This window comes from Microvenator marinus (assembly GCF_007993755.1).
Taxonomy (GTDB): Bacteria; Myxococcota_A; Bradymonadia; order Bradymonadales; family Bradymonadaceae; genus Allomicrovenator; species Allomicrovenator marinus.
In genome coordinates, this window is record NZ_CP042467.1 from 4,148,025 (window position 1) to 4,163,225 (window position 15,201).

A 15,201-nucleotide genomic window follows, 5' to 3' on the forward strand; every position below is an offset into this window, starting at 1 on the left:
CCATGAAGTATCTAAACCTGAACATTTTCGCATTCGCACTCGCAGCCTCGCTCGCCGGCTTTGGTTGTGGCGATGAGCACGATCACGGCGATGATCACAACCACGAAAACAACCAGGCACACGACCCACAAGAGGAGGGCTGTGAGCATATGGGAGACGGCCCGTTCGCGGACGCCACCGCAGCTGCGGATGCCACCGGCACGCTTGAGAATGTGGCCGTAGAGCATACGCGCGTGAACATCGCGCTCACCGACTTTGAGGCGGAGAAGGGCGGTGTGGTGAGCTTTGAGGCCCCAGAAGCTGGCGACTACATCTTCTTCCTGAGCGATGCTGTAGATATCGCAGTGGCAAGCTCCGACGGAACAGCCCTTGCTGCTGAGGCATCAGAAGGCGAAAGCACACTTTGCCCTGGCGTAATCGCTGCCTCTCACACCTACGAACTCGCTGTCGGGACCTATACCATTACCCTTGGGCCGACGAGTGCAGATTCAGTTGGAATCGTGTATGAGGTTGCCGGTCACGATGACCACGCTCACGAAGAGTAATCATGTTGATCGAAGTCGAGAACCTCGTGGTGGGGTACCAGAAAACACCTATCCTTCCGGCGGTCTCCTTCGCGGTGGAGGAAGGAGAAGTCTGGGGAATTATCGGGCCTAATGGCAGTGGCAAATCCACCCTGCTCAAGACCTTGCTGGGACTTCTTCCGCCTATCTCCGGGAAGGTGAAACTCAATGCGAACACTCGACTTGGCTACGTGGCCCAAAGACACGCGCTCGACCCTGCCATTCCTTCACGCGTCGTAGACGTCGTGACGGGCGGGGTGGAGCTTGGATGGTCGTTCTTAAATCCGACCCATATCCTGAAAAGCCGGGAGCGAATTCAAAGCGCGATGGTGGACGCCGACGTGCTCAAACTTAAAGACCGCCAGTTTAACGAGCTCAGTGAGGGGCAAAAACAACGCGTGCTGCTCGCGCGCGCGCTCGCGAGCGACCCTCAAATGATCGTGCTCGACGAGCCCACAAGCGCCATGGATCAGACCGCAGAGCGCCAAGTCTTTGAGTTGCTCGGTGAGCTCAGAAAGAAGCGCGGACTCGCCGTGCTGCTCGTCTCGCACCACCTTCCAGTGCTCGGCGAATTTGCAACACACGCCATTTACGTAGATAGCGACGAGCAAGTTATGATACCCGGAGACATCGAAACCGTGTGTCATTGCAATGAATGTGTGACCCGGTACGGAGACGCCCTACACCGGCACAGGCACACCGAAGAATGCAATCACTAAGCCTTTTCTTTGAATCCTGGGACCTCTTCTGGCAGCCCACACTCGCGGGCGCCTTGGCGGGCGCTACCTTGGGTTTCTTGGGGGTGTATGTGGTCGCAAGACGCATGGTCTTCCTCTCCGCGGCACTTTCACAAATTGCCGGACTTGGCGTGGCGCTCGCCTTTTGGCTGAGGGTGGCAACCGGCATCGCCCTCTCGCCGCTCTTAGGCGCTTCGGCCGCGACTCTCGCGGGGATTTTTGGGGTGATGTCTGACAAGAGCCCGAACGGTGCTCGACGTGATTCGGTACTCGGCGTCCTCTTTTTGTTGGGGTCGGCTGGCACCCTCGCGGTGGGTACGCGAATCGTCGAGGAAGTTCAGGACATTCAGTCCCTTCTCTTCGGAAGCGCGGTCGCCATTCTTCAGACCGAGTTTTGGATTCTGGTTTCCGTGTTGTTGACAGTGACGCTTCTGCACCTCTGGTGGGGCAGGGGCTTCATCGCGGTATCTGTGGACCAGGAAGATTCCCGAGTTCGCGGAATCCGGCTCAAGCTCGTGGACGCCGTGCTCCTTGGAACCATCGCCCTCTCGATTGGCGTGTCGACGAGGGTGCTCGGCGCCCTGCCGACCTTCGCATTCTCAATCTTGCCGGCCTTCGCCGCCCTCCATCTCGCGCCGAATATCCCTCGGGCCATGTTCATTGCTGCGGGAATTGGTGCCGCCTCCGGATTCTTTGGCTACCTCTTGGCCTTTGCGTGGGAGCTGCCGGTCGGTGCGTCGCAAACGCTCATCGCCGCATTGTTTGTGTTCCTCGTACAAGCGGGCTCTGTCCGCTTGGGACGGAAATAGAGCCCACACTTGACATCCAAACTAATAGAAGGCGAAATGACGGCTTAGACTTTGAAATTTGAGGCCATTTAATGTCTGAGCCCACGAAACCCACGACGGATGAGGATGAATCGCGCCAGCATTCGCGGGCAACGATCAATCAGGAATTCGAGACGATCGATGAGTTTATCGCCGAATATGTGACCAATATCTCGCACGGCGGCGTCTTCATTAGATCCAAAAACCCATTGCCCGTCGGAACGCGCGTGACGCTCAAGTTCTCGGTAATCCTTGATGATTTCGAGACCATCGAGGGTGAAGGCGAGGTCGTTCGAGTGGAAAACGGCGGCATGGGTGTGGCCTTCACAAGACTTACGGCCGAATCAAAGGCATTGATTGATTCGATTGTAGCAAAGAGAGAATCGTAGCATTCCCACAAAGGATGCGATTGACAAGAACCGACCGAGTTTTCTAGGATTCAGGGCCGTTTGGGCTCACTAGCATCCCAAGGCGGAATGAAATTGTGCTTGGCGTGGTTTGCGCCTTTCGGATATGCAGCAACTTAAGCGGCACTTGGCGGAATCGAGCTCATGAGCGAACCGGGAATTCTCCCCCAACCTATACCTTTCGGAAAGTACTACCTACTTGAGCGTATCAATGTAGGCGGTATGGCCGAGGTCTATAAAGCAAAAGCCTTCGGGGTGCAGGGCTTTGAGCGGCTTCTGGCGGTTAAGAAAATCCTTTCGTCCATCGCAGAAGATGAAGCATTTATCGAGATGTTCGTCGATGAGGCGAAGATTGCGGGCCAGCTCTCACACCCAAATATCGCTCAAATCTTCGACCTCGGTAAGGTCGACGGCTCCTACTTCATCGCACTCGAATACATCGGCGGAAAAGATCTAAAGACCATCTTCGAGCGCGCAAGGCGCATCGGCGAGAAGGTCAGCATCCCGCGCGTCTGCTACATCATTATGAAGGTGTGCGAAGGACTCGCACACGCCCACCACAAGAAAGATGCCCAGGGCCAAGACCTGAACATCGTTCACCGCGATATCTCACCTCAGAATATCCTCCTCTCCTACGAGGGGGAGGTGAAGATCATCGACTTCGGTATCGCAAAGGCACAGGGCAAGACGAGTCAGACTCAGGTTGGAATCCTAAAGGGCAAGTTCAGCTACATGAGCCCTGAACAGGTCCGTGGACTCCATATGGACCACCGCTCAGACCTCTTCAGCCTGGCCATTGTGCTCTACGAAATGCTCACGCTCGAGAGGCTATTCCTCGGCGAAAGCGACTTCGACACGCTCGAGAAAATTCGCAAAGTCGAGATGAGCCCGCCCTCTCTCTACAACCCGCATATCCCAAAAGAACTCGAAGATATCGTTCTCAAAGGCCTTGGAAAGTCGCCAGATGAGCGCTTCCAAACCTCTTACGAGTTCGCGGATGCCCTTGAGCGCTTCATGCGTAATCAAGGCTACTACTACACGAACAAAGATCTCGCTCAGTACATGAAGGAGGCGTTTAACGCCGACATCGAATTCGAAAACAAGAAATTCGAGTACTACAAGAGCCTGAATCTGCGCCCGCTCGATGGGTCTCAATCCGTGCTCACCACGCGGCCAAACGGCATCGGTAAGGAGCTACCGCGCTCTGCTGAGGCCGGATTGAGCTGGGGCGAAGAAGAGATGGAAACCCAGATCTTCGACCGAATCGAAGACTCCAACGAGATCGATGACGCGGATATCGTCTACGCCAAAGACGCAAACGCTACCGACGAAGTGCCAACGGTTGAGTACGATCGGTGGAAGTCTGACCTAGAGTTCAAGGACGAGCCCGCCGAACCGCGGATGAGGGGCAGCCAGCCCACAGCACAACTTCCATCCGTGGAACCAAGGCGCCAGCAGTCTCACACACTCCAGGGCATCCCTTCACCCGTCAAAAAGAAGAACAACTCCATGGCGGTCATCGCCATTGTGGCTCTCCTTGTGGTGGTGGCCGGGGTCATCGGTCAGAGACTCCTCGCCAAGGCAGAACTGCAGATCGAAACTGAGCCCGAGTCCGTCGAAGTCTGGATTAATGGTGAAAAGGTTCACGATGGACCGACCCCATTTGTCTGGAACGTCAAGCCCGGCCAAGCCACGATTGAGCTCAAGAAAGAAGGGTTTGTCCCATTCAAGCTCACTGAAAAGCTCAACGCTCAAACCTACAAGCTCAACGAAACCCTTGAACCCATGGTCCGGTCCGCCGAAATCATGGTGAAGACGGATCCCCCCGGCGCAACCATCGAAATCGATGGGCGTAAACTCGAAGACCCCTCGCCATTCACCATCAAGGACCTGCAGGCTGAGAAGGCCAGTATCAAGGTCTCTAAAGAAGGGTTCTTCGATGAAACGCGTGAAGTTGCTCTCAACACGGATCGCCCGAATAGCTTGGAAATTCGGCTCAAGCCCGAGCGCGTTGCTCTGAAGGTCACGAGCGTTCCTGACCGCGCCGAATACACCGTCTACGACGGCGAGACGCGAATCGCTGCAGGCCGAACCCCTGATACCATCAAGGATTTGGACGCTACCAGGAAATTTAGAGTCGTTGTTGAGCGTAGACTCTACGACTCCTGGGAGCGCGTGTTTGAACCGGCGTTCGAAAAGGAAGCCACACTTGAGGCCTCTTTGAGAAGAAAAGGGGATGACGAGCCCAAGACAGTCGCGACCTCTTCAAGGGTGACAAGGCCTGACCCAACGACAACTCGGGTCAATATCAAGAACGTCAAAAAGCCGGAGGACACCGTCAAGCCTCCGCCAGAGAAAACCAAACCTCCTGAGAAGAAGCCCGAGGAAGTGGCAGGCACCGGAATCCTAAACATCGCATCTAAACCCGTGGCGCGCGTTTATATCGATGATCAAGACACCGGAAGATACACGCCAATCTTGAATTTCAAGATTAAGAGCGGAAAGCATAAGATCACCCTCAAGAACCCAGAGTTTAGTCTCGACAAGACCTACTACGTTGACGTGGGCCCTGGTGAAACCAAGAAGATCATCAATCGATGAACTTAACCTTGCTGGTTTAGTGAAGTGAAACCTAGTCCCACGATCACAGCTTCAACCGATATCAAAATCTATTGCCCGGTTTGTACCCTTGGACTCAAAGAGGATCACGAAGATTGCCCTGAGTGTCACAACACCAAGCCCGATGCGGGTTGGCCGCTCCTTGAGAACTCGCCGTACCCATGGTTGGGTAAAATCCTCGACGGACGCTACGTACTTGACCAATTTCTAGGGGATGGCGCTACCGGATACGTCTACCGGGCCAAAGCACTTCAGATTCAGAGGCTCTTCGCCGCTAAGATTGTGGACACGCGGCGTTATGGAAAGCCTGAATTTGAGGCCGAACTCGTCCGGCGATTTCGTATGGAAGTCGAGGCGATGAGCCGGCTTAGAAACCCGCACGTCGTCAATATTTATGAGGCCATGCAACTCCAAGACTCCATTTTTGTGGTCGTCATGGACTTTGTGGATGGCCGAACCTTGCAAGATCTTCTCGATCGCGTGGGCCGCATCAAGCTCCAGAGAGCGCTCGATATCATCAGGCAGGTGGCTAACGGTCTCTATGAAGCGCACGCGCTAGGGTTCATCCATCGCGATCTCAAGCCCGATAATATTATGATCGAGCGGCTCCCCGCGTCCGGATTCTTTGCCAAGATCCTGGACTTTGGAATCGTTCATGTGACTGGCGGTGTCGCCGACACCCAGGGCTTCAGAGGAACCCCGCTTTACGCGAGCCCCGAACAATGCGTGGGCGACCCCAAGATTGACCATCGTAGCGATATCTACTCGCTCGGCTGCGTGTTCTTCCACTTGATCACCGGACAGCCTCCGTTTCCTGGAACCGAAAGCCTTCAGGTCATGGAGTCGCACGTCAACAAACAGGCGCCAAAGGTCAACGACGTGTTGACCCGAACCAAAGTGTCTCCATCCGTTGAAACCTTGATCGGCCGCATGCTCTCGAAGGATCCGAACGATCGCCCGGCCAATATGAGCGAGGTGATTAAGACCATCGACCGCCTCCTCTACGAGTCACAACTCGAGGAACACACGAACCCTGCAGCGCCAATGGATGTGTTTTCTCAAGACGCAAGCAGAAGACTTGAAACGGCGGACTTTCCCTCCATCGCCTCTCTTTCCGAGAGCTCGGTTTCCAAGGTGGTTCGGCCGATGGTTGAGTTCCAGCTCCCGGAGCCGCTCAACACTGAGATCAAAGCCCTGACCGCAAGCACGCTGCACAGACAAGGTGAGTACGCGGCTATCGCCGACCAAAAGCGGCGTGTGCACCTGATGAGTCTGCAAAACGAGGGTTTCCTCGTCACGCTAGAAGGTGCGCAGAATGTGGTCACGGCGCTCCATATCGACCTTCGTTCCAAGCGTGTGTTCGCGGCAGATCTCGACGGCCGAGTCATCGCCTGGAGTATGGAAAAGGCCGAAACAGAAGGCGACCAGTCCAGCGGGGAAACGTTCTGTAATTTATCAGATCGAATCTTCGCCCTTTCATTCGATCACAGGCTGCAGCGTGTTGTTGTGGGCACCGAGAGAGGCCGCGTGGCTGCGTTTGATCCGAAGAAGAATGCGTTTGTGGACCTTGTCGTCAACGGTCCAAGCGTGAGCGCTCTTGCCGTCTCTCCAACCGAGAACAAAGCGTTTGTGGGCTATTGGGGCGGTGGCCTCGAGATTGTGGAGCTTCACAACAAGAAAGTCACAAAGCTCACACCGATGCCCTCGAATCCAAAATCTCTGGTGATTTCAGACGATGGCTATATCGCAGCAGTGATGGACGAAAAGGGAACTGTCAGAATCCTTTCCCTCGTCAATGGAACCACCTACTTCGAGGTTCCTGCCGAAGTTGGACACCTAAAGAGTTTGGCGTTTGACCAGAACTCTCAGCTCCTCGGGATGGGCGTGGTGGATGGCGCAGTGCAACTCTGGGAGATCAAGAATCAACAAGACATTAGTTGATCTCTTGAGTCACCGACCACCCCACAATCCGGCTCGACGTCAGGTCGATATGATTGATTGCCCAAACCGGGTTGAGTTCAAAGCTCAAATCATCGTTCTGGATCTTCTTTAGAAAATTCTCGGCTTCCTCTTTCTCGTCAAAAATCGGGCGCCACTCGTGGGCCATGTGTTGAGCGATTCGAGGTAACATAGCCTGTAGGGCTGGATGTAAGCTGCGGACTGTTGACTTCATAGATTTCTCACTCCCTCGGGTTTGTTGGGTACTGCGATTCATATGATGACCACGCGCTCGACAAGGTCCAGTACCCGGGGGGAAGTTGCGCAATATTGGCACTCTTTGGTCGCATATAACCTACTTTTGTGCAAATTCCGCGTGCAGTAAAGGTGGAAAAATCCAATAAAAATGCATAAAAATGAAGGTGCGGCACGCAATGTGCCGCCACTCAGGTTATAGTCCCCAAATCACACATTCGTACAAATCGAATCGCTACTACGCCGACTGTCTGAACGTTGTGATGAAGAATTGATTCGAACCATCCGGGGACAACGATGGCACCAGAAAAACCGATAAACCTGAATTTGGCACTGATAGTTCATAGAGTTCTTACCGATCCACGCGGCTGGAGAGTGGATAGGCTCAAAGAAGACCTGGGGATTGCAGACCGTACGTACCGAAAATATCGAAATATTCTACAAAACGACTTCCCGCCATTTCTCCAGCGAGAATCAGGACCTGCCCTTGTTGAAGTCGATGAAGGGCCGGCGCGTTATCTTCGTTTCGATGCTGGAAATACCCATGGCGTCAACGATGATGACTTCCCCGTTCGCGTCGGGGCCATGTTCATGGCGAAAGTCCTTATGCGACCCTTCCACTCCACAGAGGTAGGGCACGCCTTTGAAGATTGGTGCCGAGAGTTTGCGGCCAGGGTCCGCGACCGCGAGTTCGTGATGGAACATCTTCTGCGTCACGCCGACCGCTACTTTGTAGTTGCGGAGTGTACGAGAGACAAACTCGTGCCGTCCGGGAAGCTCGCACAAATTCTGCAATCCCTTCTCTTTCACCGCCACCTGATCATTCGGCAAAAGGGGAAGTCCCACGAAGAACAGGTTGAACCCCTTTCACTTGCTTATCGAGAAGGGTGTTGGTGGCTAGTCTTCTTGGAGAAGAAGAGCCTTGGAGCCACACCATTGCTCATGATTTCAGAGGCCCATTCGGCGAAATCGCGCTTCAGATATCCAAAGCTTGAAGAATACGACCCCTCAAAGATCGACTGGGAGGAATTCTTCAAGAATACTGAACACGTTGAAAGAAAATAGCTTCTTGCGGGGTCCCGGTGGTGATAGTGTGGCGCGCAACATCTGCAGAGGTATGAATCATGCCAGACAATATCAACATCAATCTAGCACGTATCGTTTATCGTCTACTCACAGACCAGAAAGGCTGGCGTGAGGACTCATTGAGGCGCGAACTTAATATCGCCGACCGAACCTATCGCAAGTACCGAAAAATTCTCCAAGAATTCGAACCACTTCAAGATAAAAACGGCGAAAGTCTCATCATCGAAGTAGACCACGGTCAGGCGCGATACCTTCGACTCGCCGAGCCCGAGTTCAAGAGTCGAGAGAGACGCAAAATCACTGCACAATTTGCATCTCTCAATTTCGCCCAGCAATTGATGGGCATTCTCGGTCCCACGGAATTGAGCAGCGCTACCGATGTGTTCATCGATACCTACCGCGCTCAAATGAAAAAGGCGCCGTACGACCTTCAAGAACTCATCCGAAACGCTGACCGGATGTTCTATCACCTCCCGGACGCTCCTAAGGATTACTCCGAAAAATCAGCGGTTGTGGCTGAGGTGATCGAGTGCATCATTTTTAGACTGCCGCTCAACATCAAGTATTCGTCCGCCAATTTTGATGGACTCAACCTTGATATCAAGCCTCTCACCCTGGCGATGTACCGCAGCGGACTCTATCTCATCGCTCAAGGAAGTGATGACGAAATCAGAATTTACGCTGTAGATCGGATCGCCGAAGCCAAGAGACTCGGCGAGAAGTCTTTCGAGTATCCGTCGTCCACTGAGTACGATCCTAAAGAGTATACCGAGGGGAGTTTCGGTATTTTCCGAAGCAACTCCAAAAAGACCACAAAATTCGAACTCGCGTTCGCGAACGAAAAGTGGCTGCAGCTCTACATCAAAGAGCGTCGATGGCACCCCACCCAAGAATTCTCAAATATGAGAGACGGTCGCCTCCGGATGACCTTTGAAGTGAATACCGAGGTCGAGGTTTGGCCATGGATCCGACAGTTCGGAGACCAGGTCGAGGTGATCAAGCCCAAGCGTCAAGGTCCGGTGGTCGACCAAGATGAAAAGCTTAAGGAAATCGAAGCGCCGATGGCTGAGCTCGCCGTCGCCCCTGAGGAACCAAAACCGCGCAGAGGGCGCCCGCCAAAGTCTTCCACCTCGAGTGCTAGCAAAGCTGCCAAGCCTACCAAGCCTACCAAGGCTAAGAAGTCCCCTAAGTCGGTGAAGAAGCCCGGAACCAAAAAGCCAAAGTCGAAGAGCTAAAAAGACGGGATTACTTTATCAATCCTCTCAAGCGTGGTTGGCTTCTTTCCACGCTTTTCTTCTTTCTTGGGCGCACTACTCACAGTCTTTTCAGCGGCCGGAGCCGGTCGTTTTCTAACGCGCTTGACGCGTTTTTTCTTCTTCTTTTTGGGAGCGATTCGAACCGGCTCCTCTGCCTGCGCCTCGATGATCAGGTGGTCCAGAATATCGGGTTGACCGGGATCGAGCCTCGCAGGTTCGGTGTTGAGTTTCTCGAGCCATGGAAACACCAAAAAGTCCGCCGTCGTATAGCTCAACTCTGCATATGCCACCGAATCCACCTCTTCTTCACTCACTTCCCATTCTTCTACTTCGTAATCGTAGAAGGTCAAACCCGCCTGAGTTGGTGCGGCTTGAACGTCACTCGGTGTATCTGAAGTCGCATAGAAGAGGGTCCCGGCGAGCGCTGCAAAAACTATCATCGCCAAGATCAAGGGCTTGGCGACCTTGGTTGGCTCAATATTGACGGATTGAGAACTGGTCGGACTTTCAGTTCGGCTCGGCACAAGCATCGCGGGCGCCGGCGCTGGTGTGGGCGGCGGTGGAGGTGGCTCGGGTGACTGTGAACCCACGGTCGTGGTTTGCAGCTCTTCATCGAGCTTCTGGCGACGATTTACGCCAAACTCTTGTGTCAGCTTCGCAATATCGAGCGGCTTGACTTCTTTTTGTTCGCCCAGCCAAACCCGCAAGACGTTCCGCATCTCAGCCGAGGTCTGATACCTCTCGTTTGGGTCCTTCTCCAACGACTTCAAGACGATCTCGGCCAGCGCATCGGGAATCGTCGGGCGCAATTCACGAGGATCCGTCGGAGCGTCGTGAAGAATCTTCGAGATAGCAGTCAAATCACGCCCAAAGGGCGCCTGATTCGTCAGCAACTCGTAAAAAAGTATCCCCGCCGCAAAAATATCCGCCCGTGCGTCGACCTCCTCCTGTCGAACCTGTTCCGGCGCCATATAACTAAGTTTGCCCTTAACCACTCCAGTCTGCGTTTTTGACTGTCTCTCAACCGCCTTCGCAACACCGAAATCCACCAGCTTAACCCGCCCATCTTCACTCAATAAGACGTTATGAGGAGACACGTCGCGGTGAACGATATTCAGGGGCTTCCCACCGTCACTAAAGGTATGAGCAAAGTGCAGGGCGTCCAACACCTCACAGGTAATGAAGCTCGCCGCCGCAATTGGAATCAGGGTTCGAGAGGTCTCCGCTGCGTCCAAGACATCGGCCAAATCTGCACCCTCGATGAACTCCATCGCCAGAAAATGCTCGTCCCCATCTTGGCCCAATTCAAAAATCCGAACGATATTGGGATGGAGGAGCTTCGACGCGAGGGACGCTTCGTCCAAGAACATCGAAATGAACCGTTCGTCCCGGGCCAAATGAGGTAGGATCCTTTTTATGGCAACAAGTGAGTCGGATGGCGATCGGGCAAGCCAGATCTCTGCCATTCCACCGGTCGCCACCAGCCTCTCCAGGCGATATTTTCCAAGTCTTTCTTCGGCCATTGGGAATTTTTCCGACTCGCGATTGCCTCTAAGGTAGCACTTGAGCATGCGCACGCAAAGCTCCTAGGATGTCTCGAGGCTTCGGTGTAGACTTCGCATGCTCGACTTTTTGCCATGGTAATTTATGTCTTGGTTTGATGATGAATCGATGGCCGAAATTCTTGGGGAAATGGGCCAAGACTTTCAAGAGTCATCGGAAATCTCCACCGTAGAATCGTTGATGCCGGGCGATCTCATCGCGGACCGCTACATTGTCGAGGACGTGGTCTCGCCAGGAAGAGCCAAAGTTAGGCTGCATGGCGTCCAGAAATTTTTCGAAATTCGCCTTCTCCCCGAGCTCAACTCCCGGACTGGGCGCGTCCGCGAAGAACTCGAGTTCGTCTCGAGCACCACAGGCTTTCTGAACTCCGAAGCGCTAGGATTCATCACCGATTTTGGAGTTTGCGACGGCTGTGGCGGCTTTCTCGTGGGCGAATGGGTTGAAGGGAGAACGCTCGGCGAGATCCTCAACACCGGGCGCCGCGTCGAGCTCATTCATGTCCTGAAGTTCGTACACCAAGTCGGTGGGGCGCTGGCGAGTTTGCACGAGGTAGGCTTCGCCCACGGCCTTCGAGATGGCGCGGATGTGGTCCGAACCAAAGACGGACGCTGGAATCTATCCGCCACGTCCCTTCGTCCGAGCCGCTCGTTTCCGCCCCAATTTCCATTGCCTAGGCCGCCCGAACTCACCTCCATGGCCGAGGCCACCACTCAGTCGGATCAGTATACCTTTGCTGCAATCGTCTTCATGATGCTCATGGGAGAGCGCTGGTCTTCCGGGCAATCCACAGAACTTTCAAGCCGTCGAACCGATGCGCCAGCCGCAATTGATAAGGCTATGGCGCGTGCGCTTGCCGCTGATCCAGACGAGAGATTCCCCCGGATCGAGGAGTTTCAGGAACTGATCCTCGAGATCGGCAAGGCGTGGCACCGTCCAAAACCAGCAGAACCCACCAGCGAACAATGGACGCCACAACCTTCAATGCTGGTCACCTCCTCCGAGCCACTTGGCACGCCAAGCCTTAAGGTTGATTTTGCCAATCTAGAAAGGCTCAGGCTCGAGTACCGGCAAAATCTTGTGGCCGGCGGTCTCTTTGTTCCGACGGAGTTGAAGCTCACAAGGAACCAGCAAATAGAGCTCGACCTGGGCTTTACGCCTCAAAACGCCAGGGTGCAGGTTGAGGCTCGTGTCGCGCAGGTCAGCGGACCAGGGCAAGAGCCCACAGGGGTTGGCCTCTTCTTCGAGGGAGAAGCTCGTGAAAGAGTTTTGGCCTTCTTGAGGCAGTGCGACCCGGTGCTCGGGCTCTCACCTAATGACCAGATCTCTGCCGCGATTCAGCTCAACAAAGACACGCCAGTGGATGCGGCAGAAGCCTTCTTGCTCTCTCGCGTCATGATGCCGGTGCACCTGAGTGTGCTGCGGGCCGCCTTTCAGGGCTTGCCTTTCGATTTCGAAGACACCCTGACCTCGCTCTTGAAGAAGAAGTTTGTCGCGGTGAAATCGGCCCCGGTGGCCGCGCGGCCAAAAACGCCGACACCACCGCCACGAACACTGGATATCCCCACCGAGGCCATCAAGGCCGAATTCGACAAAGGCACTCAAAACCCAGTCGAATCTGCACTGGAGAAGGCGAATAGTTATGAAGAGCGCGGGAACTTCCGCGCTGCGATCGACTCGCTCGAAGCAGCCCATGTTGTGCAGCCGAACACTAAGTTCCTGCTCAAACTCGCCATTCTCTACGCCACGTATTTCAAAGACTGGGACAAGGCTCAAGAACGTGTGGCAGCAGCCTTTGAGCTTTCACCAAACGACCCGGATGTTAAGGCCACGCTCGAATCCCTCGAAGCCCTACAGCTCGAAGAGTTCCACCGTCCGATCTATGAAGTTGTGCAAGCAGGAGCGAAGTTTCGCTTCCTGATGCTTGTGCCCGAAACTAGGAAGCTCTGGTTCGAAGCGCACGTCCCAGGCCCAACGGGCAGAAAAGAAATCCACATGGTGGATTATGCAAGGGGCCGAGGCAGTCTCAACAAACGCGCCAAAGATCCAGTGAAGATGTCCGTGGTTGCGGCAAACCCGCCTGAGTTCGCAGCCGTGGAATTATTGCGAGAAAACGCGCCCAAGACGGCGATGGGTAGGCGCGAAAAACTACTCGAGAAGAAGCTCGCGAATATGGACGACGGGCCGTGGTTTCGAAGCGGTCCTACGCCCGCGGCTACTAGCAAAAATTCGAAGTTTCTCGTCTTTGACAGAAACCCAGCCATTTTTGAAGAAGGCCTTTTCATCGTCCATCAAGGTAAAGACATCGCCCCACTACGCCTCGACCCTGACCACACGCGCGGCAAGTGTCCGGTACTAAGCCCCGACGAAGATGGGACAGTAGCCTGGGTTCGGGTGGCTCCAGGCTACGGAATCTACGTCGCTGAACCGTTTCAGATGGCGAGCCTCGTCGCTACTTTGGATACTGAGGCAGAAATTTGGTGGCGAGATTCATTGCACCTTCTCGCGTTCTTGCGCGCAAGCGGTGAACTTCTTCTCGTCTCAAGACGAGGCGGGGAGTCGAAAACTCTTCTGAAAGGCGCTGGCGTTGCTCGCGTCTTCGCCATCGATGCAGAGATGAATTCTGCAGTGAGGGTAACGAACACCACTATGGATTGGGTCGACTTAAATACAGGAGAGGTCCGCGGGACTCTCAACCTTGAAAAGAGCCCAAAGGCTGCGCTCTTGCGAGGTGATGGCTTCGTCGCGCTTCACTATGACGATTGCGTGAAAGTCTACCGGTTCGGCAAGAAGTCGCGCGCCTCACTAGACCTCATTGTGGACCCCGCGAACTTCGGAAGAGATGCGCGATGGGGACTTGGCCACCCGCTTGTCCTCATGACTCTTGGCGATTTCAAAGCAGGTGTCGTTCGCTTCGACCCTAAACAACTCTAAACCGCAGCGTTCTTTCGTCGCCTGAAAAAGAGAGCCAAAAACCAGAGCAGGCTCGATTCCAACCCAACCGCCGAACAGGCCTTTCCCTCAAGCTCGATCTCGGCTGCCGAGTCCAACTCCGAAGGTGATTGCATAGCAGGAGACTCAACCGGGTCATCCGTGGGTGTCGAAGGCGATTCAGCCGCAAAACACGGGGTCGAGTCGAAGGTGCACTGAGCCGTGCACTTCAGGAGGCCTCCATTGAAACCAAGTGAGACGCAGGTCGCCGAGCCCACATCGCTCCCGTCACAATTCTCGCCCGCATCACGCACCAGATTTCCACAGGTCGCCGGGATGCTCCCATGAGATTCACCCGCACAGGCTTGCGTCAAGAGCTCACAGCTCGACGAGCAACCGAGCTCGCCGTTTTCGAATCCCAGCGCCGCGCAAGTTGCATCACCAAAATCTTCGCCGTCGCACTCCTCGTCATCTTGTTTGACGCCATCGCCACAAGCACCACACTCGCTCGTGTCAAACACGCATCGGTTTGAGCAGCTCAAACTGCCCACGACGAGGCCTAAACTCTCACAGCTTGCGCCCCGAAGGTCGCCACCCTCGCACTCCTCGTTCTCCTGAAAATTACCGTCCCCACAAAAATTAGAATCAGCATCACCCGGGTCGCTGATCGGTCCGGCTGGATTTGCCTGTCCGGGACGCCACGCCCCGTTTGGGTCCCCAAGCTCTACGCCATTAGTGTATCCGTCGCCGTCGCTATCGCGCTCAGCGAGCCGCGCCCAAACCACATTGCCGCCTTCGGTAAACTCGAAGGAGTCGAATCCAAAATCCGTGAGCCCACGCGTTGGTGTATGGCAGATATCGCAGCTGAACTGGGCCCCATGCGGGAGTTGTTGCACGCGATGTTCCCTCGCTTCGGCGGTGGAGAAGGCAAGAACCCAGCTCACCATGACTGCCAGAACGCTGATTTTAGGATTGTAAAACATAGCCCTACCTACATGTAGGATGGTGTACGCAAAGTTCGC

At 54.6% G+C, this 15,201-nt stretch carries 12 protein-coding genes; 9 read left to right on the forward strand and 3 right to left on the reverse strand.

Annotated features, from left to right (window positions below; all coding sequences use genetic code 11):
- Positions 1 to 2 precede the first annotated feature (2 nt).
- The 6 genes from FRD01_RS17160 (at position 3) to FRD01_RS17185 (ending at position 7,094) form a co-directional block, all read left to right on the forward strand.
- Positions 3 to 545: a hypothetical protein gene (locus FRD01_RS17160; protein ID WP_146961808.1), complete on the forward strand. Its 543-nt coding sequence runs from the start codon at positions 3 to 5 to the stop codon at positions 543 to 545.
- Positions 546 to 547: 2 nt separating this feature from the next.
- Positions 548 to 1,282, forward strand: a complete 735-nt coding sequence (locus tag FRD01_RS17165) for a metal ABC transporter ATP-binding protein (RefSeq protein ID WP_146961810.1) — start codon at positions 548 to 550, stop codon at positions 1,280 to 1,282.
- Complete coding sequence (locus tag FRD01_RS17170; RefSeq protein ID WP_249755699.1) at positions 1,270 to 2,109, forward strand: metal ABC transporter permease; 840 nt, start codon at positions 1,270 to 1,272, stop codon at positions 2,107 to 2,109. Before FRD01_RS17165 ends, FRD01_RS17170 begins: the two co-directional genes overlap by 13 nt.
- Before the next feature lie 71 nt (positions 2,110 to 2,180).
- Complete coding sequence (locus tag FRD01_RS17175; protein ID WP_146961814.1) at positions 2,181 to 2,516, forward strand: PilZ domain-containing protein; 336 nt, start codon at positions 2,181 to 2,183, stop codon at positions 2,514 to 2,516.
- Positions 2,517 to 2,678: 162 nt separating this feature from the next.
- Positions 2,679 to 5,135 carry a serine/threonine-protein kinase gene (locus tag FRD01_RS17180; RefSeq protein ID WP_146961816.1) on the forward strand — a complete coding sequence of 819 codons (2,457 nt, stop codon included), beginning with the start codon at positions 2,679 to 2,681 and terminating at the stop codon, positions 5,133 to 5,135.
- 24 nt (positions 5,136 to 5,159) lie between these two features.
- Positions 5,160 to 7,094 (forward strand): WD40 repeat domain-containing serine/threonine protein kinase, encoded by a 1,935-nt coding sequence (locus tag FRD01_RS17185; protein ID WP_146961818.1) that lies wholly within the window; start codon positions 5,160 to 5,162, stop codon positions 7,092 to 7,094.
- Here the strand turns inward: FRD01_RS17185 and FRD01_RS17190 are convergent.
- The gene (locus FRD01_RS17190; RefSeq protein WP_146961820.1) at positions 7,087 to 7,326 is read right to left on the reverse strand and encodes a hypothetical protein; all 240 of its coding nucleotides are present in this window, start codon (positions 7,324 to 7,326) and stop codon (positions 7,087 to 7,089) included. The two genes, FRD01_RS17185 and FRD01_RS17190, sit on opposite strands and share 8 nt — an antisense overlap.
- Before the next feature lie 317 nt (positions 7,327 to 7,643).
- Here FRD01_RS17190 and FRD01_RS17195 point away from each other — a divergent pair, with 317 nt between their 5' ends.
- Positions 7,644 to 8,411 carry a hypothetical protein gene (locus FRD01_RS17195; RefSeq protein ID WP_146961822.1) on the forward strand — a complete coding sequence of 256 codons (768 nt, stop codon included), beginning with the start codon at positions 7,644 to 7,646 and terminating at the stop codon, positions 8,409 to 8,411.
- A gap of 59 nt (positions 8,412 to 8,470) precedes the next feature.
- Complete coding sequence (locus FRD01_RS17200) at positions 8,471 to 9,667, forward strand: helix-turn-helix transcriptional regulator (RefSeq protein ID WP_146961823.1); 1,197 nt, start codon at positions 8,471 to 8,473, stop codon at positions 9,665 to 9,667.
- Here the strand turns inward: FRD01_RS17200 and FRD01_RS17205 are convergent.
- Positions 9,664 to 11,259 (reverse strand): serine/threonine protein kinase, encoded by a 1,596-nt coding sequence (locus FRD01_RS17205; protein WP_249756226.1) that lies wholly within the window; start codon positions 11,257 to 11,259, stop codon positions 9,664 to 9,666. The two genes, FRD01_RS17200 and FRD01_RS17205, sit on opposite strands and share 4 nt — an antisense overlap.
- 100 nt (positions 11,260 to 11,359) lie before the next feature.
- Between FRD01_RS17205 and FRD01_RS17210 the strand changes: the two genes are divergently transcribed.
- Positions 11,360 to 14,182, forward strand: coding sequence for a protein kinase family protein (locus FRD01_RS17210; protein ID WP_146961826.1), 2,823 nt, complete (start codon positions 11,360 to 11,362; stop codon positions 14,180 to 14,182).
- Here the strand turns inward: FRD01_RS17210 and FRD01_RS17215 are convergent.
- The gene (locus tag FRD01_RS17215) at positions 14,179 to 15,162 is read right to left on the reverse strand and encodes a hypothetical protein (RefSeq protein WP_146961828.1); all 984 of its coding nucleotides are present in this window, start codon (positions 15,160 to 15,162) and stop codon (positions 14,179 to 14,181) included. The genes FRD01_RS17210 and FRD01_RS17215 overlap by 4 nt on opposite strands.
- Positions 15,163 to 15,201 lie beyond the last annotated feature (39 nt).

Coding starts and splice junctions, on each gene's coding strand:
- FRD01_RS17160 (WP_146961808.1), top strand. CDS start 3: ATGAAGTATCTAAACCTGAACATTTTCGCATTCGCACTCGCAGCCTCG.
- FRD01_RS17165 (WP_146961810.1), top strand. CDS start 548: ATGTTGATCGAAGTCGAGAACCTCGTGGTGGGGTACCAGAAAACACCT.
- FRD01_RS17170 (WP_249755699.1), top strand. CDS start 1,270: ATGCAATCACTAAGCCTTTTCTTTGAATCCTGGGACCTCTTCTGGCAG.
- FRD01_RS17175 (WP_146961814.1), top strand. CDS start 2,181: ATGTCTGAGCCCACGAAACCCACGACGGATGAGGATGAATCGCGCCAG.
- FRD01_RS17180 (WP_146961816.1), top strand. CDS start 2,679: ATGAGCGAACCGGGAATTCTCCCCCAACCTATACCTTTCGGAAAGTAC.
- FRD01_RS17190 (WP_146961820.1), bottom strand. CDS start 7,326: ATGAAGTCAACAGTCCGCAGCTTACATCCAGCCCTACAGGCTATGTTA.
- FRD01_RS17195 (WP_146961822.1), top strand. CDS start 7,644: ATGGCACCAGAAAAACCGATAAACCTGAATTTGGCACTGATAGTTCAT.
- FRD01_RS17200 (WP_146961823.1), top strand. CDS start 8,471: ATGCCAGACAATATCAACATCAATCTAGCACGTATCGTTTATCGTCTA.
- FRD01_RS17205 (WP_249756226.1), bottom strand. CDS start 11,259: ATGCTCAAGTGCTACCTTAGAGGCAATCGCGAGTCGGAAAAATTCCCA.
- FRD01_RS17210 (WP_146961826.1), top strand. CDS start 11,360: ATGGCCGAAATTCTTGGGGAAATGGGCCAAGACTTTCAAGAGTCATCG.
- FRD01_RS17215 (WP_146961828.1), bottom strand. CDS start 15,162: ATGTTTTACAATCCTAAAATCAGCGTTCTGGCAGTCATGGTGAGCTGG.